Raw genomic sequence first — 21,441 nt, 5'->3', positions numbered from 1 at the left:
GATCTACACAGCCGCTAACAGCCCGAGTACAACGTGGCCGGCGATGAGGTCTGGTTCTCGGTGTGGAGCGCCAAGGACAAGAATTCGGCGCTGGTCGTCGTTGACGACAAGACGCGCAAGCTGAAAGCCGTGATCAAGGATCCGGAGTTGATCACGCCGACCGGCAAGTTCAACGTCTTCAACACCCAGCACGACGTCTATTGATCTATTGATGCAGGAAAGTGCGGGGGCCAACCGGCCCCCGTTTTTCTTGCGTTTGGCAGGCTGCTTACCGTTTGAGGTCAATCTGAAGAGCGTGAAAACGCGCAAACGGCAGCCTGTCGCCAACGCTTCGACCACACAGCACGCCGCAGAGAATAGCTCGTAAAGCTTTCCATTCCGCCGCACTCCGAACCCCTTCATTGGCGGCCGCTGGCCAAGTAGCATGCCCTTGGCTAACGGTCATGGCAATCGAGACGCCCCGGATCATGAGAGTCATGACTGTTTTCCCTCCACTTGCAGTGCGCATTCCGGCTTGCACGCCGGAATCGTTCGACGGGCTGGGCGCATGCGCCCAGAATTTCCCGTCTCACCCCCGACCCTTCTCCGGCAAGGGGAGAAGGGAGGTTTGTGAGTCGCTTGCGCGACTTTCACATTAAAACCCTCCTCGTCAAAGCGAAGAAGTCACCAGGAAGCCGGACCAAACCATGAAAATCCAGTGGGCTGTGTTCGCCAAGACCAGGTCAAGCTAGCGATTCAGGAAGAGCGTGGAGTTCATGGGGGTACGACACACCGCGAAGGCTCGTCATCTGGCTGGTAGCAGCCTGTCGGACAGACGCCATCAGTGCCGCTCTTTCGGCGGAGAGCTTCGCGTCGGTCAAGCCGGCCTCGATGATGGGGATCAGAACGGGTGGTCACCACCCTGTCTACCGTGGAGGTGAGCCGCAGCCTTGCTATACTCGCCTTCGAGGGGTTGCGACCGGCCAGTCACGTTGCCGGTGCCATGCGCGATGAAATACACGTGCGCGCACTGCGCCTTGCCGGTGTAAACAGGGTCATCAATCCCTTCCTGGATGCTGCCGACCATGCTGCGCAGACGATCACCGAAGCACTCAGCCACTCAGAGGACACCTCATGAACAGCCTGCAAACCCTGCTTGTCGCCACCGATCTTTCGGCGCCGTCGCGCCATGCTGCACAGCGCGCAGCGATGCTCGCCCAACAGGCCGGGGCCCGGCTTGAACTGGTGCATGTTTTGGAGAGGGGGTCGCTCGACGAACTGCGCCGCTTGTTCCATGACGATGGTGAGGCCGCGCAGGGGCGCGTACGCGAGCAGGCGCGCGAGGCTCTGTCGCAACTGACCAGCGAAGTCGGAGAAACACTCGGCGTCAGCGCTGGTCATCATCTGCTTGAAGGAGCCGTGCTCGATAGCATTGGCATGCAAGCGGAGCTGCTCAACGCCGCGCTGTTGATCATCGGCGCTCGCGGCGCCAGTGGTATGCGCGCCTGGCTGCTCGGGGCAACCGCCGAGCGCTTGTTGGGGCTCACGCGGCGGCCAATTCTGCTGGTCAGGCAGGCGCCCCGCGAGCCGTACCGTAAAGTCATCGTGGCGGTGGATTGTTCGCCGTGGTCGATGCAATCCATCCGCCTGGCACAGGCTGTCGCTCCGAGTGCGAGACTGATTCTCTTGCACGCCTACGACGTCCCTTTCGAAGGCAAGATGCGCCTTGCCGGTGTCGATGACGACATGATCAAGCGCTACGCGGCCAAGGAGCATCAAGAAGTTTTCCTGCGCTTGAAGCAGAGCGCACGCGAAGCCGGGATACCCGCCAGTTGGCAGCAACAGGTCATCCACGGTGACGCAGCTGCGGTGATCCTGCAGCAGCAGGAAGAAGAGGGTGCCGATCTGATCGTTCTCGGCAAGCACGGTGTCGGCATGGTCGAGGAACTGTTACTTGGCAGCGTCACAAAGCATGTCCTGGCCGAGGCACGTTGCGACACCCTCGTTGCGGCTCGCTGAGCGTTCATTTCTTGATAGGCTTCGATATCGACCATCAGGGGGTGCCGGATGCTGGTACGACGGCGCTTTTTTACCGGCGCCTTGCCCACCCCGGACGCCACCGAGCAGGATCACATTGCCATGCGTCGGCATGAGCAACTTGCTTCTATTGCACGTGCTCGTCTTCAAGCACCGGCTGGTAGTCCCAGTCCCTGACGCCCTGGACAATCAGCTCGATATCATTGTCCGGTACGCACAGTATTTTCATCGCTGTCGCGCCCAGGCGCAGACTCGCTTCAATTGCTTCCGGATATGCGTGCGTGGCTCCGGCAGCGAGTAACTGCGAAGTTGCAGCCAGATCCCTGGCGCGCACGACTATTGGTACGTGCGGGGCGATGCTGCGTAGGAACGCCACCGTCCGCAAGGCAATTACCGAATCGTCCACAGTGAGGATGACCAAGGGAGTGCGCTCGACGTGAATCGCCACCATCAACTCGGGATCGGAAATGTCGCCGTAGAGCACCTGGTTTCCGTCGGCGCGTCCCTGCGCTACCCGTTTCGGGTCAACATCAAAAGCCACACATGGGATGCCGCTGTTTTGCAGCAGGACGGCGATGGTGTGTCCGACGCGTCCATAGCCGCCGATCAACACCGGTGGATTCGACTCATCGATCGCCATGTTGGGCACTTCTGGCTCTGCGTTGCGCCGAATGCTGACCAGGCGGCGCGCGATGGTCTGATTGAAGCGGATCAGCAGCGCTCCAGCAATCATCGAGAAAAGGACAGAGGTCAAGACGATCTGCCCGAGTTCGACGCCAATCACTTGCGCGTCGAGGGCAATGGCGAGCAGGGCGAAGCCGAACTCGCCGCCCACGGCGAGCAGCAACCCGGTCTGCCACGCGGTCATGGCCGAGATGCCGCTTCTACGCACCAGCGCGGTGACCAGCAAGGCCTTGCTCACCAACAGTAGAAGTGCACCGAGTGCCGCCCACTGCCAGACGCGAGGAATCGATGCCGGATCGATGAGCATGCCGATGCCGACAAAAAAGAGGCCGAGCAGGACGTCACGAAAGGGGCGAACGGTCGATTCGATCTGGTGACGGAATTCGGTCTCCCCGAGCATCATGCCGGCCAGAAATGCGCCAAAAGCTAGCGATAAACCGAGATTGTTGGTCGTCCAAGCCGCCAGCAGGGCGACCAGCAGGACCGCCAAGGTGAACAACTCGGCCGAGCGTCGTTTGGTAACCAAGCGAAAAAGTGGGCGCAACAGCCAGCGGCCGGCAAAAAACACTAGTGCGAAGGCGAGCGCAGCCTTGGCGGCCGCCCAGCCGAGGGAACTCACCAGCAGGTCCGCGCCATCGCTCATGCCGAGCACCGGGATCACCACCAGGAACGGAACCGCCGTCACATCTTGAAAAACCGACATGGCGAGGCCGAGTCGGCCATGTGGGCTACTCTCTTCACCTTGCTCGGCCAACTGGCTGCCGATCATGGTCGACGAAGATTGCGCAAATACGGCGCCGATCACGAACGCCGCCGTGGCGGGTACTCCGGCCAGCCAGAGGAGGAGAGCGACGGCGGCGGTGGTAAACGCCACCTGAGCAGTGCCCAGTCCGAGTACCTGGTGGCGCAAGGCGTGTAATTGCGGCAATGAATAATTCAGGCCGATGGTGAACAGCAGAAAGACGACGCCGAACTCGGCCAAGACCTTGAACTCCGGCACGTTGATCGTCGGTCCGACGGTATAGGGGCCAAGAATCACACCGACCAGCAGATAACCCAGGCTGGTCGGGATGCGCAGGCGCTGGAAAGCGAGCACGACGGCAACCGCGACGCCGAGTAGCATGAGAATCTGGGCGAGGTGCTCCATCACGGCGATTTCCACCGTATCATTGACGTGAGTTTGGTTTTTTGGACCATTTCGGCATTCCGTTGAGTAAGAGTAACGCGCGGCTGAGCGTCACAAGCCATCAAGCTCCCACGATCCAATACCGCTTCATGCTGTTCGTTTATTGTCGGATCGAGGCGTCAAATTGCCGAAAAAACGGGATTTCCGGGGAATTGTACCAGCCATTCCTGGACGTCCAGAGCATCGAAAATGGCCGATGTTCAGCCGACGGCAATCGTACAGAGAGGAGAACGCCGTGCATCAATTTGATCGTATCCTCGCCGCCACGGACCTTTCCGCGCCGGCTCGCCATGCCGCAGAACGTGCCGCCCTGGTGAGCAAGGAGGCGTGTGCACCGCTAGATCTGCTGCATGTCGCCAATTTCGACACGTTGGAACGGCTGCGTCTGCTCATCAACGTTGCGCCGGATGACATGCTGGCGCGAGTGCTCGATACGGCGCAAGCACGAATCGCTGAGCTTGCCCTCGCGCTCAACCAGCGCTATGGCATCTCGGCGGGGATCCGGGTTACAGCCGGGTCCCTGCTGCCGAAACTGGTGAAGGAATGTGAGGCGCTGACGGCCGGCCTACTGGTTTGCGGCGCGCAGGGCGAAAGCGTCCTGCGTCACTTCCTGCTGGGGACGACGGCGAGGCGCATATTGAGCACGGCAAAATGCCCGGTGCTGATCGTCAAGCAGGCACCGCACGCGCCCTATCAACGGGTGCTGGTACCGGTTGATTTCTCGCCTTCGTCGCTGCGGGTGATCCGGCATGCGCGCAGTATCGCGCCGCTCGCCGAAATCGTTCTGCTGCATGCATTCGATGTCCCTTTCGCGAGGGACATACGTTCTGCGCGCATAGACGATGAGATCATCGACCTCTACCGAGTCGCTGCCAAACAGGAAGCATTGCAGAAGCTGACGGCTCTTCGCGACGAAGCCGGGCTATCGTCAAACGGCTCCTGCCTGATTGTTCTTCGCGGCGATGCGCGTTCGCGCATCATCGAACAGGAACAGAAAATGGACTGCGACCTGATTGTCATAGGAAAACATGGCAAGGGTTTGGTCGAAAAACTCCTGATGGGCAGCGTTACCGAGCATGTCCTGAGTGAAGCGCGAAACGACGTATTGGTGTCTATCTGATTGTCATCATAAGAGCGGTTATGGAAATCTTTCCATAACCGCTCAACTGCACCTCAAACCCCTTCTTCGTAGCGTTTCATGAGCCAAGTCCTTACCTGCTGCTCGCTTCGCCAATGCGAACTCTTTGCTGCCGTGTCCGGCAATCTCAGTCCGACTCAGCTCGACAATGCACTGGATCAACAGCAGGGCCCCGGTGATCTTGGCGCATACAGCATGTGGCTGGGGGCACAGGTTTCGGGAACTCAACCAAGCTTGCGTGGTCCTCGGCATGGCCTTCAAGGGTGACTTTGGCGTTTCACACGGCAGAAGCAAGCGCCCTCTTGATGCGTTTCAGGCCTTCATCAACGCTTTCCGCCAATTTGATCGCATTTGGATCAGTGGAGCGTTTCTCGGTAGTCCATTCGCAGAAAGACGCCATCAGCGCCGCTCTTTCGGCGGAGAGCTTCGCGTCGATCAAGCCGGCCTCGATGATGGGAATCAGGCCAGCCGCCGCCCGGAGACGATTGAGTTCCGGGGTTGCGGGAGGAATTTGTTTCGACATCTCTTGACTCTAACGAGGAGCCGCGCAGCCCGATAGGCTGGCTATTTTCAATGGCCGAATATTCATGGCTTAGGGTACGCTTTTCTTCCGTTTCGTGAGCAGAATCATTGCTGAGTGCCCGTGAAAGCCCGCACACATCGAGAGTTGAGTGATCGTTGTCAGCCAGCGAGTTCGCGCAAGCGATCTCGCCATCGGGGGGAGCCTAGCGGCGGGGGCCTGCCGCAGGCAGTCCCCCAAGAGCGAGCAGCCGCCGACGGCCTTGGCGGCTTCCGCGGCCTTGCTGCGGCCGGGATTTATTCCCTGGGAGGCTTCCAGGTGCTGATCGTCGTCGCCGGCGATCAGGATGAGCTTGTCCGGAAACTTTGCATGCAAGGCATTGGCGTGGCTTCTGGGATGGTTCATTTCAGCCACATGGGGTTGAAAGAAGCGGTTGCAAAAAGTTGGCGCTGGCGGGACAGCGTCAAACGGCACGCCGCGTAAGCTGGGAACGGCGTGGTCAGGGCACCACCATTCCCGGATACGGACTCAGGTGCATGAGCTTGGAGGTCACCGAGCCCAACAACAGGCTCTCCGTCACGCCCAGTCCGCGGCTGCCGATGACGATGCCGCTACAGTCGAGCCGCTCGGTCAGCGCAATGATTTGCTCGGCGGCCTCGCCCATCACGACATGCAGCCGCCAGGGCTGGCTGTTTGCGTCGAGCAGGGCGCGCGCCCGCGCGGTGGCGAGCCAGGCCCGCTGCGCGAGCTCCGCTTCCGCCGCTTCCGCGCTAAGCCAGGGCTGAACGTTCACAAGGTATAGCCCGCAGGCCGTCGTCGTGCTGGCCTGACCGGCGGCATGGGCGACCGCGCGCAACGCGCTGTCTGAACTGTCGACAGCGACCAGCCAGCGATTCGTTACGGGCGCCGGAAGCGGCAACGCACTATCGAACACCAGCCCGACGAGACGGCCATCGGCGTCGCGCTGGCAACTTACGGGGGCAGGAAGATAAATGGGATACTGCCTACCGCGAGTACCGAATCGCTGGCCTCGATCACGATCAGCACGAGAAACATTGGGGTCGCCCACAGGAGGCCGTTCTGGCGGACGAAGAAGGATTCGCCGTGGAACGTCGGCGTGATGCGCAGATTCCCGCGCAGCCAGCGTAGCAGCGGCTTCTTCTCCAGGTTGGGCTCGGCAAACCGGCCCGAACGATGGCGGGCTCCACGGGCCCTTCGCAGAAGTCGGTTGGGGAATCGAATACATCATGGCAGTCTCCTTTTGAAATAGGCCAAGTTCAGAGATCGAAGGTCGTCAGAACGAACGCCGCGTGGTGGCCACGGCAACCGGTAGCACGGATTCGGCCGCGCCGCTTGAGATCGGCGACGGCGGCGGCCAACGCTTCGCTGGTCGCATCGACACCGTGCAGCACAGCCAGCTTGCGCACGTTAAGGCACGTATGCTGATGCAGCTTGCGCAATATCGAGTTCGGCGAAACTAGTTCAGTGCTCACTTCCATCCTCCAATCCATAACCAGAAAAAGAGCCATACATCCAATCGGGGCAAGCTAATGGCTTCTTCGCGTGTTTCAACGACCTTGCGTACGCGACGACTTCCGCGCGCTGCGTTGCGCGCCAAACGTTCCCTCAAGACGACAATTGTGTGTCTCAACCTCATGCCCGGGTCGCCCTGACCTGGTCCGGCATTGCGCGGTGCCAAGCTCTTCCGGGGAACACTAAAACCTCATGAGTTCAACATTTTGTCTTTCTGTCAAAAGCCGCTAGTACTGCTCGCTCGACTTCCTTGCGATCATCTTAGTCAATCCGGCGGGGTCTTATAAGCCCTCGTGCGGACACCAGAATGTATCGATTTAGGATACAATCGATGTTCCGATTGAAGCTCGCAGGAGAAGCCCATGCTCGACCTCAATTTGATGAGGATCTTCGCCCGGGTCGTTGAAGCAGAGAGTTTTGCGGAGGCCGCGCGACGCCTGGAGACGTCCCGATCCGTCGTGAGTAAGGCGGTTGCCAAACTCGAGAAAGCCCTGGGTGCGCGCCTGCTCAACCGCACCACCCGACATCTGAGCCTCACCGAAATTGGTGCCGCGGTCGCCGAGCATTGCACGCGCATGCTCGATGAAGCCGTGCAGGCGGAGAAGCTCGTCGCCAGTCTCAATACCGAACCGCGAGGCGTCCTGCGCGTCAGCGCCTCGGTCGCCTTCGGCACGCTGCATGTTGCGCCGGCGCTGGCCGAGTTTCTACCACGCCATCCGAAGCTGGCGATCGACCTGACGATCACTGACCGCTGGGTGGACCTGGCCGAAGAGAGTTACGACGTCGCCATCCGCGTGACGCGTGAACCGCCGCTGCACTGGGTGGCGCGCAAGCTGGCACCCGTCCGGCGGGTGCTATGCGCCACGCCGGGATACTTCAGGGACCGCGGTATTCCACGTGCTCCCGCCGACCTGGTCCGGCACAACTGCCTGGACTACACGCGCTCAGGCGAGCAGGGGCGCTGGCGGTTTTCCGGGCCGGATGGCGATCTGCTGGTACCGGTGAACGGGCCGCTGCACGTCGACGACGACGAGGCGCTATCGCAGGCCGTGCTCGGCGGCCTCGGCCTCGGACTGCTGCCGACCTTTATCATCGGCAAGGATTTACAGGAGGGGAGGCTGCTAGCCGTGCTCTCCAATTACATCCCGGTCGACCGTTACGTTTACGCCATGTACCTGCCGACGCGCCACCTGCCGAGCAAGGTTCGGGTGTTCATCGACTTTCTCGTCGAACACATCGGTGCCGACGCTTACTGGGATCGGGCGGGAGAAGCGACGTTCAAAGCGCAAGAGGTGCTTGCCACGCTGAAGAGGAGGTCAGCTCACGAAACGGAAAAAATCGCACGATAAGACGCCGCCGGCATTGTTGCTGAGCCTCGCCGAGCAGCCACCGGACACCTTGATGCCTTCTGAGTCACTCACGCACCGACCATGAGTAAGCTAATAGCGCGTCATCGCAGCGCGACTTGCGATGACGCCACGTCTGTTATCCGACCTTCACCGCCCTGCGTAGCCGCTGCTCCCGTTTCTCGACCTGCTGTGGAGGCTCGACACCGTGTGCCACATAGCGCTCGATCACGTCATCGACCACCGAACGAACCTGCCGCTCGATACCTTCCCGCCGGAGTCGTCTCAGAAAACGGAAAATAAAGCACGGTAAGCGATTCGGCAGAGCCTCTCTTGTAGTCGCGTCGCGACTACAAGAGAGGCTCTGAAACCGCTTTAATCTTTCAACGGCCTTTTGGCGCCCCAGCAGCGGACAAATCAGTCTTGAAGAGCTGACCCTTTGCAGGGCCAATTTTGCAAGACGCTCAGGTGAATGAAAAAGCATCGCGCCTACGGCACGAGCGCCGAAGCCTGTTTGACCGAAACCGGCTAAAGGGTGAACCCCGTCACCCTTTACTCCCGCGACACGGCAACTCTTCACTTGCCCATCTATGCATGCGCCAGATCGAAGTGGCGTGCTTACGGCGGAACGAGTTCTCCCAAACCGGCCCAGCGGAGTTCCTCGTTCAACAGGTTCCGTACCGTTTCGGCATCTTCCATTAGCATGGCGCGGTAAAGGACTTGTCTCGCGCGCTGACTGGAGAAGCTCCTGATCAGCCATTTAATCCGCAGCAGCGCGGATGCGTTCATGCTAAACGTTCTCAATCCCATGCCCAGCAGGAGGATCGCCGAACCAGGATCCGCGGCCATCTCGCCGCAAACGCTTGCCGGCTTGCCGCAGCGCCGGGCATCACGTATTGCACGGTGCAGAGCACGGAGCACTGCCGGGTCCAGATGGTTGAACAAAGGCGCGACACTGGGATTGTTCCTGTCAACGGCGAGCAGATACTGAGTGAGGTCGTTGGAGCCAATCGAGAAGAAATCCACATAGCGGGAAAGAGTGGGAATGGAAAACAAAGCCGATGGCACCTCCAACATGGCGCCGATCAGTGGCGCAGGGCACTCAAACCCCGCCTCGCCAAGTTCTCGGCGCGCTCGGTCGACCGCCTGCCTGGCTGCTTTGATCTCACCGATCCGCCCGATCATGGGAAACATAATGCGCAGATTGTTCAACCCAACGTTCGCGCGAAGCATTGCCCGGAGTTGAGGCTGGAAGATGTCGGGTCGATCCAGCGTAACGCGAATGCCGCGCCAACCCAGATACGGGTTTTCTTCCGTCGTAGAGAAGTAAGGCAGGGGCTTGTCGCCCCCGATGTCGAGCGTGCGCATGGTTACCGGTTTTGGTGCGAACGACTGAAGAACCTTGCGATAGATCTCGTACTGCTCCTCTTCCATCGGAAAAGTCTCACGTGTCATGAACGGAAACTCGGAGCGATAGAGCCCGACCTCGTCGACGCCGAGGTTTGCGGCGACATCCATGTCGGTCAGCAGGCCAACGTTCAGCCCCAGTCCCACATGAACCTCGTCAGTCGTCGTCGCCTCGAGATCGCGTAAACCAGTAAGCTTTACCGAAAGCTGCCCTTCGTGTTGGACCAAGCGCCGGTATTCCTGGATCGCGGCGGGCAATGGGTCGATGAACACGCGTCCCCGATAGCCGTCGACAATGATCGGATGGCCGTCGAGAGAGCTGACGTTGCGTGCCCCGAGACCCATCACGGCCGGAATTCCAAGGCCACGGGCGAGAATCGATGTATGCGACACCACGGAGCCGCGTAGGCAGACGATGCCTTTGAGCTGTCCAGAGGGCACATCCGCGACTCGGGCGAGGCTGACCTCGTCACCGAGCAGGATGGCGTTGCTCGGGTACTGTTTGATCGCGGTGACATTGGACAACAGCTGCAACAGGATGCGACGACCGATTGCCCGGATGTCCTCGGCTCGTGCTCGCAGGTAGACGTCATCTGCCTGTTCGAATACCCGGGCATGCTCGGAAATCGTGTCCCTCAGCGCTCCGGGCGCCCAGTTCCCCAAGCGAATTCTGGCAACCACTTCTTCGACCAAATCGTCCTGTCCGAGAATCAGGATGTACACGTCGAATATCGCGCGAGTCTCGTCGGACAGTCGGCCCTGCATGCGCTCGGCGCTTGCACGCAGTTCCTCCTGTGTTTTGCGCACGGCGCACCTGAAGCTCGCTTCCTCCTGCGCCACATCGTCGGGTATGCGGTTGGCGACCGCATCGAGTTCTGCCAGCGGGGACGGCAGGACAATGGTGCCGATCGTCACGCCCGGGGCTCCGGGCAACCCCTGAATGAGTCCAACCGGTCCCGTTGGACCCGGTGCACTCGGCGGAATGTGGCTTCCCAGGGCAGCATAGCTCAATGTGGCTGCGAGTTGCGCGCCGATCGTGGACAGAAAGGCAACCTCGTCTTTGGCGAACACGCGTTGCGATTTCTGCTGCACGACGAGCACGCCCATGGATTGACGGAAATGCACGAGCGGTACCGCCAGAAACCCGGACAACTGCTGTTCTCCGGATTCCGGGAAATGGCGGTAGCTAGGGTGTTCAGCCGCATTCGCAAGATTTACCGGCGCCTGGCGTCTCGTGACCAATCCAACGATGCCCTCGTGGGCCGCCATCCGAATTTTACCCACCACACTTGGGTTCAGCCCTTCCGTCGCCATCAGCACGTAATGCGATGCGGGATCACGAACGTATACGGAACACACGTCGGTGTTCATGGCCGCTTTCACCCGGCGCACGACGATCTCCAGTGCTTCGTTCAAGTCGCCCGCGGCGGTCACGCGCCACATAATTTCCTGGAGCTTCTCTAGCATGTATTTAGCAATCGTTGAGAAACGGCAAAGAGATTGTGCGAATCCGCAAATGGTGTATTTCGGCCTTCGGAATGATAACTTGGGTTGGGAAGACACATCTTCCAGCCGGCTGCGTCCCTTGAATCCTGATAGCCATGGGGCTGATCCGGCAAAACCCGCCACGTGGGGTCATCTCAGAGAACGGAAAATAACGCACGCTAGCGGCGAACCTGTCAGGTTCAAGCCTAAGACGTTGGGCCTGGAACGTCAGACAAGGCTGAAAGGGGTCCTGACGTGACGTGAGCGTTCACCTGACGCTAAGTTGAAGCGTAGTCCAACCCGGACAGGCTCAACCGAAAAGCTCGCTGTGCGAGCCAAGCCTCGCCAGTCTGAGGGTGTCGGCATCCGACTTGCGGTAGATCAGCAGCAGGTCTGGCTTGACGTGGCATTCACGGTAGCCTGCCCAATCGCCGCTCAGGTCATGGTCGCGGCATTTGGCATCAAGCGGCTGGTCAGTCGCCAGCGCCACCAGAACGGGCTTCAACTCGCTATCGAGCGTGGCCCGGTGCTGTCCCTTGGCTTCGCGCTTGTAGTCGCGTTTGAAGGATGATGCGCGGTCAATCGTCCGCATGCAGGTCTGCCATCAGGTCGTCAACGCTGGCGAACCGCTTGCCCTTCCCGAGCTCAAGCTCGGCAATGGCCTTGCGCGTGGTGGCGTTGGGAACCTTCACATCGAAGGGCAAACGGCGCTCATCGGCTATGCGCAGCATCAGCAAGCGGATAGCGTCAGAAATGGACAAGCCCATTGCGTCGAGCGCATCAGCGGCGCGTTCCTTGGTCTTGCTGTCGATGCGAGCGCGGACATAGGTATCGGCGGTGCTCATAGCGGCTTCCCTCAAAGCGGTTTCAGAGCCTCTATTGTAGTCACATGGCGACTACAATAGAGGCCTCTGCCAGATTGCTTACCGTGCTTTATTTTCCGTTTTCTGTGACGACCCCTATCAGCACAAGGGCTTGCTGCCCGAACCGGCGTGGCCCTATGGCAGCATCCACCGCTACGGCAGGGCGGATGTAGCACGGGTGAAGTTTGTGAAATCAGCCCAGCGGTTGGGGTTCAGCCTGGATGAGATCGCCAAGCTGCTTTGGCTGGAGGATGGCACCTACTGCGACGAAGCCAGCCGCCTAGCCGAGCACAAGCTCCAGGACGTGCGCGCCAAGCTGTGGCCGACCTGGCGCGCATGGAGTTCGTGCTGTCACAGCTCGTGTGCGCCTGCCATTCACGCAAGGGAAATGTTTCGTGCCCGCTGATCGCATCGCTGCAAGGCGAAGCGAGCGGAGTCTCGCAACGTCGGCAGGGGACGAGCTTGGGCGAGCCATGCCTTATCGTACGATTTTTTCCGTTTCGTGAGCTGACCCCAATTATTGGCCGGCAGGCGTCGGGACTCGCAGATAGACCATGCTCCAAAGCACGATGGCCGTCACCAGGTTGAGGCCGCTGGCCCGGTATCGCTGTTGCTCGAAGCCGCGGTCGCGGATTTCGCCAAGCCGGTTGAAGAACACGGCGCGGGCCAGCCGCACTCACGGCTCCCAGTGCGTACCAGTGCGCACTGCGAGGTAGACCTCACGCAGGAACAGCCCCAACCCGATGATCATCGATCCCATGGACGCCATGAAAGTCACCGCCACAGTGACCGCCAGCTCGACTTTGATCAGCGTACCGGCGAAGGCGCCGGCGACCACTAGACAGATCAGCAGCGCACTAAATGCTTCGCAGAACATCGCCATGTAAACCAGATTCCCGCGGCGCTTCAGCAACCCTAGCTCGCGCTCTGCGGCTTCGCAGTTACAAGCCTCTGGAGCGTCCTGGAGACGCTTGCGGATCGCTCGTCGGCGGTCGACGATACGTCCCAGGCGAACGTTCATCGCGTTGATCAGGGTGGCGATTCCGGTCAGCAGGAAGACCGGCGCGACTGCGAGTTGAATGGCGTGCGAGAGATCGGCGAGGGGGGCAGGCATGGGCAGATGCTATCCCGTTGTGAACACCGTGCATACGGTCGACGGTCATGCAATCTGATACCAGCCACCTAACCCGGATGTTGCACAAACGCTGCCCTGTGCCTCCCCCGGGGCTTGACTACGCATTTTTCGATTTCCAGGCGATAGTTCCCCCGACCCCGCAAGCGGGGAGAAGCGTGAGAAGTGGTTGATGGTCAGGGTGGGTGGCTGCCTCTCGTGGGCCAGACGTGGCGTGTTCATGGCGAAGCCGGCATGGGGCGCATCCGCTTGGCGGGGTAAAGCCTCTTGCAGAGCTGTGCCAGCAGCCCCTTGAGCGGGCAACTGCTGGGTAGCTGCAGCAGCACCCGGTCCTTGTACTGTTTGACGCGGACGGCGATCTTGAACAGCGCGAGGATGACGGTCTTGGGCTGTGCCGTCGCCAACGGCGTGCCTTGCAGCCCCAGGTGGCGCAGTTGCTGATGCAGAACGTAGGCCGCGGCGCTCAGCAGCAGGCGAGCGAAGTTGGCGAGGAAGGACGAAGCGGATGTCCGATCCGATTTCAGATCGCTTTTCACTTGCTTGATCAAATTCTCAGCCTGGCCGCGGCCACAGTAGTCCTGTTGGTAAAGCGTCCGCGGCGAGGGGCCACGCAAGGAGGTGACCACGTAGCGCTGATTGTCCTTGGCAGGCGTGATCGCGCTACCGGTCAGGACTTCGGCCTTGAGCACCACCCGGAAGGCGCGCGGCCAGGAGCGCGCCTGGTAGTCGAATTCACCGAAATGGCGCACCGCCGCGGCGGCCGGGCGCAGGCCCCGGGCGGCCAGCGCCCGATTCAAGGCGGCGTGTGCGCGCACGTTCTTCATCAAGCCCTCGGCCTGGCGCGTGAGGACCGGGTTGCCGGCCAGGCCGAAGATGAAATCTGCATTGCCATCGGCCTGAATCAACGCCATCAACTCGGGATTGGAGAAATGGCCGTCGCCACGTAGCAGGATATGGGTCTGCGGCCAGTGGCGCCGCAACACGGTGAGCACCCGCTTCATGATCATGGCGTTCTCGGCGCCGGTCGGGCGTTTGCCGGGGCGCAGGACGGCGCTCACCAGAGCGCCGGAGTGGGCCTCGAACACCAACAAGGGCAGGTAACAGTGGTGGCCGTAGTGGTGATTGTAGAAAGACAGGGCCTGCTGGCCATAGGTGGCATCGTCGGTGTGATCCAGATCCAGCGTGATCGTGCGCGGCGCTTCGGCGTAGCCAGCGATGAATTGCTCGACCAGAGCCTGCGCCAGTCGGTAGATGTCGCTTCGTCGCACGGCGCCCTCCAGACGCGAGAAGGTGGCACCGCTGGCCAGCGCCTGCTCGGCATCGAGCGGTGCCCGCCCGGCTGCCAGCTTGAACAGCGGGTCATGACGCAGGGCGTTGGCGTCGTTGCCGTCCTCATAGCCGCAGGCAATCTGAAAGACGCGCTGCGTCAGCAAATCGCGCAGCGGGTGGGTGATGTAACGAGGATCGCGGGAATCGGCAATCGCCCCGGTCAGGCGATCGATCAGGCCGATGCGACGATCGACGGCGCTCAGCACCAAGGCGCCCAGGTCCGAGGACACCTCACCGGCGCTGAAATCGGCGCGAACCGTGAAGCCCGCAGCGGGCGGGAGGTGGAGTTGTTCCGGGGTAAAATCCAAGGCTGGGCGAGTAGTGGTAGGCATTTTTTACGAACTGGTTTCTATAGAACTCCAATTGTATCAAATGTTTACGTGCTTACTCGCCCTCTTTATGCAACATCCAGGCTAATGGCAATGGCCTGAACGGCTCTTCCGGCTGACCCACTGTCTGTGGGTAGCCGCGCCCAATGGCCGCTGTACGGGGTTGTAAGCCGGAATCGCCGAATATGCGGTGCACTACATATTCGGCGATATGCAGAGTCCAGGAATATGCAGAATTGCAGGCGTGGGAGCCTTGTGCTGACGGCCATGTCGGCTCCCATCGCTCAGCATATTCAAGCGCCCCGCAGCGAGGCGATCAGTTTGTCTGGCGCCCGGAACCGTCCTTTTTTTAGTGAGAGCGGCACAACGGCGCTCATTGCATCCAGCTTTTCTGTTGGGTCCGCCCGCAAGTAAATTTCGGTCGTCTGGATGTCTGCATGGCCGAGCCAGAGCGAGACTTTGCGGATATCCCCCGTTGCCTGCAACACCATCATCGCGGCGCTGTGCCTCAGGCTGTGCGGCGAGATGTGCCGTTGCTTAAGCACGGGATATCGTTCGGCGGCCGTCTGAACGTATTTGTTGAGAATGTACTCGAAGCCGGATCGAGTTAGCTGTAGCGACGCAAAATGATGTCGGCCCAGACGCACAATCAAGGGGGCTTTCTGACGCAAATTAGTTGAGACGGATAGCGACTCCAGACGCACATTCGGTGATTCTCAAACCACATTACGTGAGACGGACGCACATTGTTGAGACGCTCACTCGTGCTCGCGGCACCGACGGTCACGACGGCGGGCTCACGAGATCTCGGTACCGAACGTCTGGATGAATTTCGACTTTCCTACGCGGCTCGGGGGGCTCACATCCGCCATTTCACAGTGGGGCTCGCCAAGAAAACGGTCGGTTTTCTGGCGGGCAGCAGGCGGCAGTTTTTTGCTCCGACGGGTCACCAGAAAACCCGTTGCTAAAATCAACACAAGATTGCATCCTATGCTCCTTGTTTCCTGACGGAGCGAAGAAGTGCTGCTAATCGGTTACGCCAGGGTATCGAAGTCCGATGGCTCACAGACGGTAGCTCCGCAGCGCAATGCACTGCTTGTTGCTGGCGTCGACCCCGAGCGCATCTATGAAGACCTGGCTTCAGGGCGCAATGACGCGCGTCCTGGCTTGATCGCCTGCCTCAAGGCGCTTCAGCCCGGTAACACGCTCGTCCTCTGGAAACTGGATCGCCTGGGGCGCGATCTTCGACACCTGGTCAACACCGCCGAAGACTTGCGCGTGCGGGGCATCGGCTTGAAGGTACTGACCGGCGCCGGGGCGCAGATTGACACCACCACCGCCAATGGACGACTGGCCTTCGGCATCTTTGCAGCCTTCGCCGAATTCGAGCGCGAACTGATCGCCGAGCGCACCCAGGCGGGTCTCGCGGCGGCACGTGCTCGTGGGCGCTTGGGTGGGCGTCCGCGCAAGATGGATCGAGCAATGCTGACCATGGCGATGGCAGCCCTGTCGGATCCAAAGGCCGTTGCTGCCGACGTCGCCAAGCGCTTGGGCATCACGACGACCACGCTTTACACCTACGTCAACGGTGATGGTTCACCGAAAGCCGCCGGTACTGCTTTGCTGCGCACCGAAACGGGCGACGAATCACCAGACACGGCATTCGCTGTCCAGCGGAGCGCATAGTGGGCGCCGGTGTCGCCGTTCCGATGGAGGCGATCGTGGCCTTGCGCCGCAGATTAGCGGCCTTGCCGATACGACATCCGGAGCGCCTGGTGTTGATGGACTCGATGGCCAACCTGTACGCGGTCTCGCGGACCACCTTGTATCGCCTTCTGCGTGGCGATCGGCGTCCGAAAGACGCGCACCGGGCAGATCGCGGCAAGCCGCGCATCATGCCGGCTGTGGAAATCGAACATTGGTGCGAGATCGTCGCTGCCCTGAAAGTTCGCACCACCAACAAAAAAGGGCGCTGCCTGTCGAATGCCCGGATTCTCGAACTGCTCGTTGAGTACGGTGTTGAGACGCCGGATGGACTCGAGAAGCTTCCGCCAGGTCGGCTGTCGGAATCCACGCTCAACCGACACCTACGACGGCTGGGCTATGACCGGGATCGCATGACGCGCGAGCCACCGGCCGTGCGCTTCCAGGCCGAATTTGCAAATGCGCTGTGGCACTTCGACATGAGTCCGTCAGACCTGAAGGAGCTGGAAACCCCACCGTGGCTCGATCCGGATCGGCAGGGTGCGCCTATGCTGATGCTGTTCAGTGTCGTCGACGATCGCTCGGGGGTGGCCTACCCTCGACGCTCACGAAACCTGACCCTTTTTCGCTCACTGAAACGGATCCAGGAGATGCGCAGGAGTCGGCAATCTGCGCGATGCAGGCGGTGATTGAACGAGGTTTGGCGGCGGCGCGGCGACGCGCTCCGCCGGGGATTGTTTTGAGGGGAAAGGGATACGCTTGACGCGTGAGGAAGAGAAGCCTCGGAGCTGGGTCAAGGGCAGGCTGCGGTTTTTTGCAGCCTGGCGAAGCATCCCTTGACGCAGCGGAGGGGCACTACGCTGTGGGGTGGCAGTAAGTGCGGTATCGCGCTTACTGCCATGGAGACCGGTACTTGCGCGTGTCGAATTCGCCCCGATCGCCGTCCTTCAATCACTGATCGCTTTCCCCGTCGCTGCCGCCAAGGCGCGAATCGGACGAACCGGCAAGCGGATCGGTGGCCGACGAGCCAGCAAACAGCGGCGCCGTAGCCCCTTCAGGAGGCCGCAGGCTCGTCCGGCGGCGCGGCTTTCCTCGACGCCGAGCGTTTAGCCGTCGCTGTCGCGGCCGCCGTCGCGCTCGTCGGGGCGCTTCCTGGCTCACTGCGCAAAGAGGGTCCGCTCAAGCGCAGGATGATGCAGCGGTGCTGAAGTCGGTCGAGCAACGCATCGACAAGCGGCTTCTTTTGAAACAGCTCGTACCAGTCGGGCAGATCGAGGTTCGTAGAAATCATCGTTGACAGCCCCAGGCTATAACGCTGATCCATCAAGCGGAAGAACGCGTTGACCTGTTCCGGCTTCAGATTGAGGTAGCCCAGCTCATCGATGGCGATCAGCGGAAAGCGGCACAACTGGTTGAGCAGCCCCGTCGTCGAGCGGTCGGCGAGCGAAGCATACAAGGCGTCGAGCAAAGCCTGCGCGTTGAAGAAGCGCGCACGATAACCGTTCAGACACGCCTCGCGGAGCAATCCCACCGCGATCCCCGACTTGCCGGTCCCTGGCGGACCGATCAACAACACGTTCTCGCCACGGCGCAGGAATTCCAGTCCGGCCAGCGTCATCACCTGCGCCTTGTTCACGCTCGGCTGCCGCGCAAAAGGAAACGACTGCAAAGTCCAGGGCCAGGGCAAATGCGCCTGGCTCAAGCGATAAGCCAGACTCTTCTCCCGTCGTGCCGCGTCTTCCGCGCTGAGCAGACGAAAGAGCACCTCCGGAACCGGCGTCCCCTGGCGCTCGGCCAGATCGAGTTCCTCATCGAGCACCGCCGCCATCCCCGACCAGCGCATCTGCCCAAGCAAAGCCTTCAGACGCTCACGCATCATCACCTCCATCGTCGAGATTAAAGAAATCCCCCGCCACCTGCTGCAGGATCATGCGCTCCAGGCGACCCAGGTCGAACAGACCGAACTGCAGCGCCTGCGCCACCGCGGCCAGCAAAGGCCCCTGCGGATAAGTCCGCTTGAACTCCAGCAAGCGGCGCAGCGGCCGCACCCCCCGACCATGCGCCTGGCGGACCAGCGCTTCGACGTACGCATCGAGCAGCGGGTCGTGCCCCTGCAACAAGGTCGCCTCGCGTGGCGGCGTGCGCGGCCGGGGCTGCGGGGTCGGGTGATGCCCAGGGAGCTTCTGCTTCGCATCGCGCACGCCGAGCAAACGGGCATGCACCGCGAGCAGCTGCTCACCCCGGCAAACCCTGACCTCGGTGGCATACAGATAGACGCTCAGCGCCTTGCCCACCCAGCGTTCGGGCACCGAATAGCGATTCGTCTCAATGGACACGAAACCCTGCAGATCGACCACCCGCTCGACCACCTGATAGACCGGCGGCAGCACCGCCGGCAACGGCTGCAGGCAAAGCTTCTCGACGCCGTAGGCGGCGTTCGGCGCCACCCCCAGAGCGCGCTTCGGTTTGGCATTGGCGACGTTCTCGCACCAGGCCAGCGCCTGCGCGTTCAGGTCGGCGAAATCGCGAAACGTCCGGCCGGCCAGGAAATTCCCTTCTATCCAGGAAAAAGGTCTTTCGATCCTCCCCTTGCGATCAGGCATGTTCACCGGGTGCGCACGGAAAGCGAAGCCCAGCGTACGTGCCAGGGCCACCATCTCGGGCGCGAACACGGCCTCGTCGCCGGCCCCGGCGACGACGATCACGCTGGTATTGTCGATAACGCAGGTCGGGCAGCTGCCGGCCATGAAACGCACGGCTTCGAGCAGGAACTGCTTGGCTTCGAAACGCGTGAAACGCGCAAAGTACTGAACGAAGAGCCGCCGCGAATACGCCAGGATCAATGACGCGCATTGCGCCGTCACCGGCTTGCCGGCCAGGATCACGCGATGCGGCGAAGTATCGTGCTGCATCTCCTGGCCCGGGGCGAAGTAATACGCGCCGGCACGTTTCGGCGGGGTGCGCAGATCGGCTTCCCGGATCCAGCGGGTCAGCGTGCTGTAACCCGGACGAAGGTCCATTTCTGCCGCCAGCATCTCCTGGATGCGCACCCCATTGCCGCGCGCACGCTCGAAGGCAGAGACCAGCCAAAGCCGAACCGGCGCCGGGCACGCGGGTTGCCGAGCGCCCTCTGCGGTGTCGGGCGGGGAAGCCGCCGGAGAACGCAGGACGCGGCGAAGGGTGTTACGCGACAGCTTCAACAGCCGGCTGATCTCGCGCAGCGCCAGACCTTGCTGATGCAGTGTCTGCACGGCTTGACGAATCTCGGGCGATTTCATCGGAGTAACCCTTCCTCAGGTGGCACTGGAGAGCCGCCAGCGCCGGTTGCAAAGCGCTGACCGCGGCGGTGACCGCGGGTGGCAAGTCCACTGGCGAGGGCGCCAGGGCGTACAGACGCCGCCTCAGGCGGGCGCTGACCGCGTCGAGAATGCGGATGTCGGCCAGCACCTCGCCTTCCGGACCCTCGCGCAGGCGATCGGCGCTCTTCTCGTCGGCCTTGGCGGTCAGCGAATTGAGCAACAGCTGCGGCGCCTCGACCATCCGCTCGCGCACCGTCCGCGAAGCGCCTTGATACTGCGCGAACCAGGTCGCCAGCTGGCGGGTGGTCAGCGGCGTCGTGTGCAAACTCTCCAGTAGCTGTTCGGCGTGGGTGCTGTTGGCGCGCGCCAACGGGGCGAGAATCCGCACCGCCGCCCAGGTGGAGACCTTTCCCTGGCGTACAGCCGTCAACAAACCGTCCGAGAGGGCCGTAATCAGTTGCAGACGACGACTGACCCAGCTCACGTCGCGGCCGCATCGGCGGGCGATGTCATGCTGGCTCAGTGAGCCAATCGAGAGCAATTCGCGCAGCAGCAGCGCTTCTTCGATCGGCACAAACGCGCGGCTGCGAGTGCGCGCCAGGACTCCCAGAAGGCCTTGTATTGGATCGCCGTCCCAGCACTCGACCTCGGCCGTATCCTTGCCGAGTTGCCGCAACGCGGCAACGCGTCGATACCCGTCGAGCAGAATCGCCGCGCTGCCCTCGCCAGCCACCGCAATGCAGGGGACGAGTTGGCCATTGACCGCGATCGACTGGGCCAGACGCGTGATCGCCGCCGTATCCGGCACGCGAAGCTCGACGTAGCGCAACTCCAGTCGGTGCAAATCCAGAGTCTGGGCCGTAGCGGCCGTCTGATCCATGCGGTTGACCTCCTATGGCATCCAGCCTAGCGAGGCGACCGCTGCAAGGCGATCGAGTCCTCTCTTTGCAAGCCGCGGCATGTGCCTCAGGGAGCGCGACAAGTGGCTGAAAGAACGGTGATTTCGACCGTCCACGCGTCCATCTTTGCAAGTGACGCGTCGATCATCGGCGATAAGCGATAAGTGCCTGAGGGAAGGGCTATTTCCGTCTTTGACGCGTCCATCTTTGCAACCCCAGCCCGGCCGAGTGCGCGTTCCCGCTGCCGGGCACGATTGCGCGCGACGTATTCCGGATGCTGGTCTCGATATGTCCGCCAATAGTCGGAGTGGCGCTCTGCCCAGGCCTTCTGCGCGCGCTTCTGGTTATCCCGATAGTCGGGATCGTTCTGGCGTTTGGCCGCTTGCCAACGCCGTCGCCGTTCGCGCTGGCAGGCGGCGGCAGAACAAAAGCATTGGTCGGGGTTCTGCGGACGGGGCCGGAACGGCTGACGACAGGCCTTGCACTGCCGGTACTCCATGACGGTTTCTCCCCACACGACGTCGTGCGGGAAGATTGGCCCTATGCAGGGGTTCCTGTCGCGCTGCGGGAG

General features: G+C 61.4%; 20 protein-coding genes and 5 pseudogenes. 8 read left to right on the top strand and 17 right to left on the bottom strand.

Annotated elements, in window-relative coordinates:
* Positions 1–18 precede the first annotated feature (18 nt).
* Positions 19–204 (top strand): annotated as a pseudogene (locus tag QZ648_RS23190) (cytochrome D1 domain-containing protein); the annotation flags it as partial.
* 676 nt (positions 205–880) lie between these two features.
* Here QZ648_RS23190 and QZ648_RS23185 read toward each other — a convergent pair.
* Complete coding sequence (locus tag QZ648_RS23185) at positions 881–1,099, bottom strand: hypothetical protein (protein ID WP_169068691.1); 219 nt, start codon at positions 1,097–1,099, stop codon at positions 881–883.
* Positions 1,100–1,113: 14 nt separating this feature from the next.
* On the opposite strand from QZ648_RS23185, the gene QZ648_RS23180 reads away from it, so the two are divergent.
* Entirely contained in the window at positions 1,114–1,998 is an 885-nt protein-coding gene (locus QZ648_RS23180) for a universal stress protein (RefSeq protein WP_169068690.1), read from the top strand.
* 145 nt (positions 1,999–2,143) lie between these two features.
* On the opposite strand, the gene QZ648_RS23175 is transcribed toward QZ648_RS23180, so the two are convergent.
* Positions 2,144–3,847: a cation:proton antiporter gene (locus QZ648_RS23175; protein ID WP_291998428.1), complete on the bottom strand. Its 1,704-nt coding sequence runs from the start codon at positions 3,845–3,847 to the stop codon at positions 2,144–2,146.
* Between the two features lie 274 nt (positions 3,848–4,121).
* Here QZ648_RS23175 and QZ648_RS23170 point away from each other — a divergent pair, with 274 nt between their 5' ends.
* Positions 4,122–5,006, top strand: coding sequence for a universal stress protein (locus QZ648_RS23170; protein ID WP_169068677.1), 885 nt, complete (start codon positions 4,122–4,124; stop codon positions 5,004–5,006).
* Between the two features lie 295 nt (positions 5,007–5,301).
* On the opposite strand, the gene QZ648_RS23165 is transcribed toward QZ648_RS23170, so the two are convergent.
* Positions 5,302–5,547, bottom strand: a complete 246-nt coding sequence (locus QZ648_RS23165; RefSeq protein ID WP_169068678.1) for a hypothetical protein — start codon at positions 5,545–5,547, stop codon at positions 5,302–5,304.
* A 315-nt stretch (positions 5,548–5,862) separates the two neighbouring features.
* Between QZ648_RS23165 and QZ648_RS23160 the strand changes: the two genes are divergently transcribed.
* A complete protein-coding gene (locus QZ648_RS23160) occupies positions 5,863–6,027 on the top strand; it encodes a hypothetical protein (protein WP_291998421.1) in 165 nt (54 codons plus the stop codon).
* A gap of 16 nt (positions 6,028–6,043) precedes the next feature.
* Here QZ648_RS23160 and QZ648_RS23155 read toward each other — a convergent pair whose 3' ends face one another.
* The 3 genes and pseudogenes from QZ648_RS23155 to QZ648_RS23145 all read right to left on the bottom strand — a co-directional run bounded on the left by QZ648_RS23155 (position 6,044) and on the right by QZ648_RS23145 (position 7,037).
* On the bottom strand, positions 6,044–6,463 hold the full coding sequence (locus tag QZ648_RS23155) for a universal stress protein (RefSeq protein WP_291998420.1): 420 nt from the start codon (positions 6,461–6,463) through the stop codon (positions 6,044–6,046).
* Positions 6,464–6,528: 65 nt separating this feature from the next.
* Positions 6,529–6,720: pseudogene (locus QZ648_RS23150) on the bottom strand (hypothetical protein); the annotation flags it as partial.
* Between the two features lie 101 nt (positions 6,721–6,821).
* The gene (locus QZ648_RS23145) at positions 6,822–7,037 is read right to left on the bottom strand and encodes a hypothetical protein (protein ID WP_169068681.1); all 216 of its coding nucleotides are present in this window, start codon (positions 7,035–7,037) and stop codon (positions 6,822–6,824) included.
* A 402-nt stretch (positions 7,038–7,439) separates the two neighbouring features.
* Here QZ648_RS23145 and QZ648_RS23140 point away from each other — a divergent pair, with 402 nt between their 5' ends.
* On the top strand, positions 7,440–8,426 hold the full coding sequence (locus tag QZ648_RS23140; RefSeq protein ID WP_169068682.1) for a LysR family transcriptional regulator: 987 nt from the start codon (positions 7,440–7,442) through the stop codon (positions 8,424–8,426).
* Between the two features lie 615 nt (positions 8,427–9,041).
* Here the strand turns inward: QZ648_RS23140 and ptsP are convergent.
* The 3 genes from ptsP to QZ648_RS23125 all read right to left on the bottom strand — a co-directional run bounded on the left by ptsP (position 9,042) and on the right by QZ648_RS23125 (position 12,160).
* On the bottom strand, positions 9,042–11,297 hold the full coding sequence (gene ptsP, locus QZ648_RS23135; RefSeq protein WP_169068683.1) for a phosphoenolpyruvate--protein phosphotransferase: 2,256 nt from the start codon (positions 11,295–11,297) through the stop codon (positions 9,042–9,044).
* A 328-nt stretch (positions 11,298–11,625) separates the two neighbouring features.
* Positions 11,626–11,907: a type II toxin-antitoxin system YafQ family toxin gene (locus QZ648_RS23130; RefSeq protein ID WP_169068684.1), complete on the bottom strand. Its 282-nt coding sequence runs from the start codon at positions 11,905–11,907 to the stop codon at positions 11,626–11,628.
* Complete coding sequence (locus tag QZ648_RS23125) at positions 11,894–12,160, bottom strand: type II toxin-antitoxin system RelB/DinJ family antitoxin (protein ID WP_169068685.1); 267 nt, start codon at positions 12,158–12,160, stop codon at positions 11,894–11,896. The genes QZ648_RS23130 and QZ648_RS23125 overlap by 14 nt, the downstream gene beginning before the upstream one ends.
* A 115-nt stretch (positions 12,161–12,275) precedes the next feature.
* Here QZ648_RS23125 and QZ648_RS23120 point away from each other — a divergent pair.
* A pseudogene (locus tag QZ648_RS23120) lies at positions 12,276–12,607 on the top strand (MerR family DNA-binding protein); the annotation flags it as partial.
* 115 nt (positions 12,608–12,722) lie between these two features.
* Here the strand turns inward: QZ648_RS23120 and QZ648_RS23115 are convergent.
* The 4 genes and pseudogenes from QZ648_RS23115 to QZ648_RS23100 all read right to left on the bottom strand — a co-directional run.
* Positions 12,723–12,848 (bottom strand): annotated as a pseudogene (locus tag QZ648_RS23115) (Tn3 family transposase); the annotation flags it as partial.
* 6 nt (positions 12,849–12,854) lie between these two features.
* Positions 12,855–13,292, bottom strand: a complete 438-nt coding sequence (locus tag QZ648_RS23110; protein WP_169068686.1) for a DUF2721 domain-containing protein — start codon at positions 13,290–13,292, stop codon at positions 12,855–12,857.
* A gap of 236 nt (positions 13,293–13,528) precedes the next feature.
* Positions 13,529–14,971 (bottom strand): IS1380 family transposase, encoded by a 1,443-nt coding sequence (locus QZ648_RS23105; RefSeq protein WP_169068687.1) that lies wholly within the window; start codon positions 14,969–14,971, stop codon positions 13,529–13,531.
* Positions 14,972–15,261: 290 nt separating this feature from the next.
* Positions 15,262–15,615, bottom strand: a complete 354-nt coding sequence (locus tag QZ648_RS23100; RefSeq protein WP_336511762.1) for a tyrosine-type recombinase/integrase — start codon at positions 15,613–15,615, stop codon at positions 15,262–15,264.
* Positions 15,616–15,991: 376 nt separating this feature from the next.
* Here QZ648_RS23100 and QZ648_RS23095 point away from each other — a divergent pair, with 376 nt between their 5' ends.
* Together QZ648_RS23095 and QZ648_RS23090 are read left to right on the top strand one after the other, a co-directional pair.
* A complete protein-coding gene (locus QZ648_RS23095) occupies positions 15,992–16,654 on the top strand; it encodes a recombinase family protein (protein ID WP_291998427.1) in 663 nt (220 codons plus the stop codon).
* 23 nt (positions 16,655–16,677) lie between these two features.
* Positions 16,678–17,268 (top strand): annotated as a pseudogene (locus QZ648_RS23090) (IS481 family transposase); the annotation flags it as partial.
* Between the two features lie 458 nt (positions 17,269–17,726).
* Here the strand turns inward: QZ648_RS23090 and istB are convergent.
* The 4 genes from istB to QZ648_RS23070 form a co-directional block, all read right to left on the bottom strand.
* Positions 17,727–18,548 carry an IS21-like element helper ATPase IstB gene (gene istB, locus QZ648_RS23085; RefSeq protein ID WP_169068735.1) on the bottom strand — a complete coding sequence of 274 codons (822 nt, stop codon included), beginning with the start codon at positions 18,546–18,548 and terminating at the stop codon, positions 17,727–17,729.
* The gene (locus QZ648_RS23080) at positions 18,541–19,950 is read right to left on the bottom strand and encodes an IS21 family transposase (RefSeq protein ID WP_248595661.1); all 1,410 of its coding nucleotides are present in this window, start codon (positions 19,948–19,950) and stop codon (positions 18,541–18,543) included. Before QZ648_RS23080 ends, istB begins: the two co-directional genes overlap by 8 nt.
* Positions 19,856–20,851: a ParB/RepB/Spo0J family partition protein gene (locus QZ648_RS23075; RefSeq protein WP_169068736.1), complete on the bottom strand. Its 996-nt coding sequence runs from the start codon at positions 20,849–20,851 to the stop codon at positions 19,856–19,858. Before QZ648_RS23075 ends, QZ648_RS23080 begins: the two co-directional genes overlap by 95 nt.
* Before the next feature lie 86 nt (positions 20,852–20,937).
* A complete protein-coding gene (locus tag QZ648_RS23070; protein ID WP_291998419.1) occupies positions 20,938–21,369 on the bottom strand; it encodes a hypothetical protein in 432 nt (143 codons plus the stop codon).
* Between the last annotated feature and the right edge of the window lie 72 nt (positions 21,370–21,441).

Source organism: Candidatus Accumulibacter sp. ACC012 (genome assembly GCF_907163155.1).
Lineage (GTDB): Bacteria > Pseudomonadota > Gammaproteobacteria > Burkholderiales > Rhodocyclaceae > Accumulibacter > Accumulibacter delftensis.
Note: the sequence above shows the minus strand (reverse complement) of the source record. Positions and strands in the feature narration are given on the sequence as shown.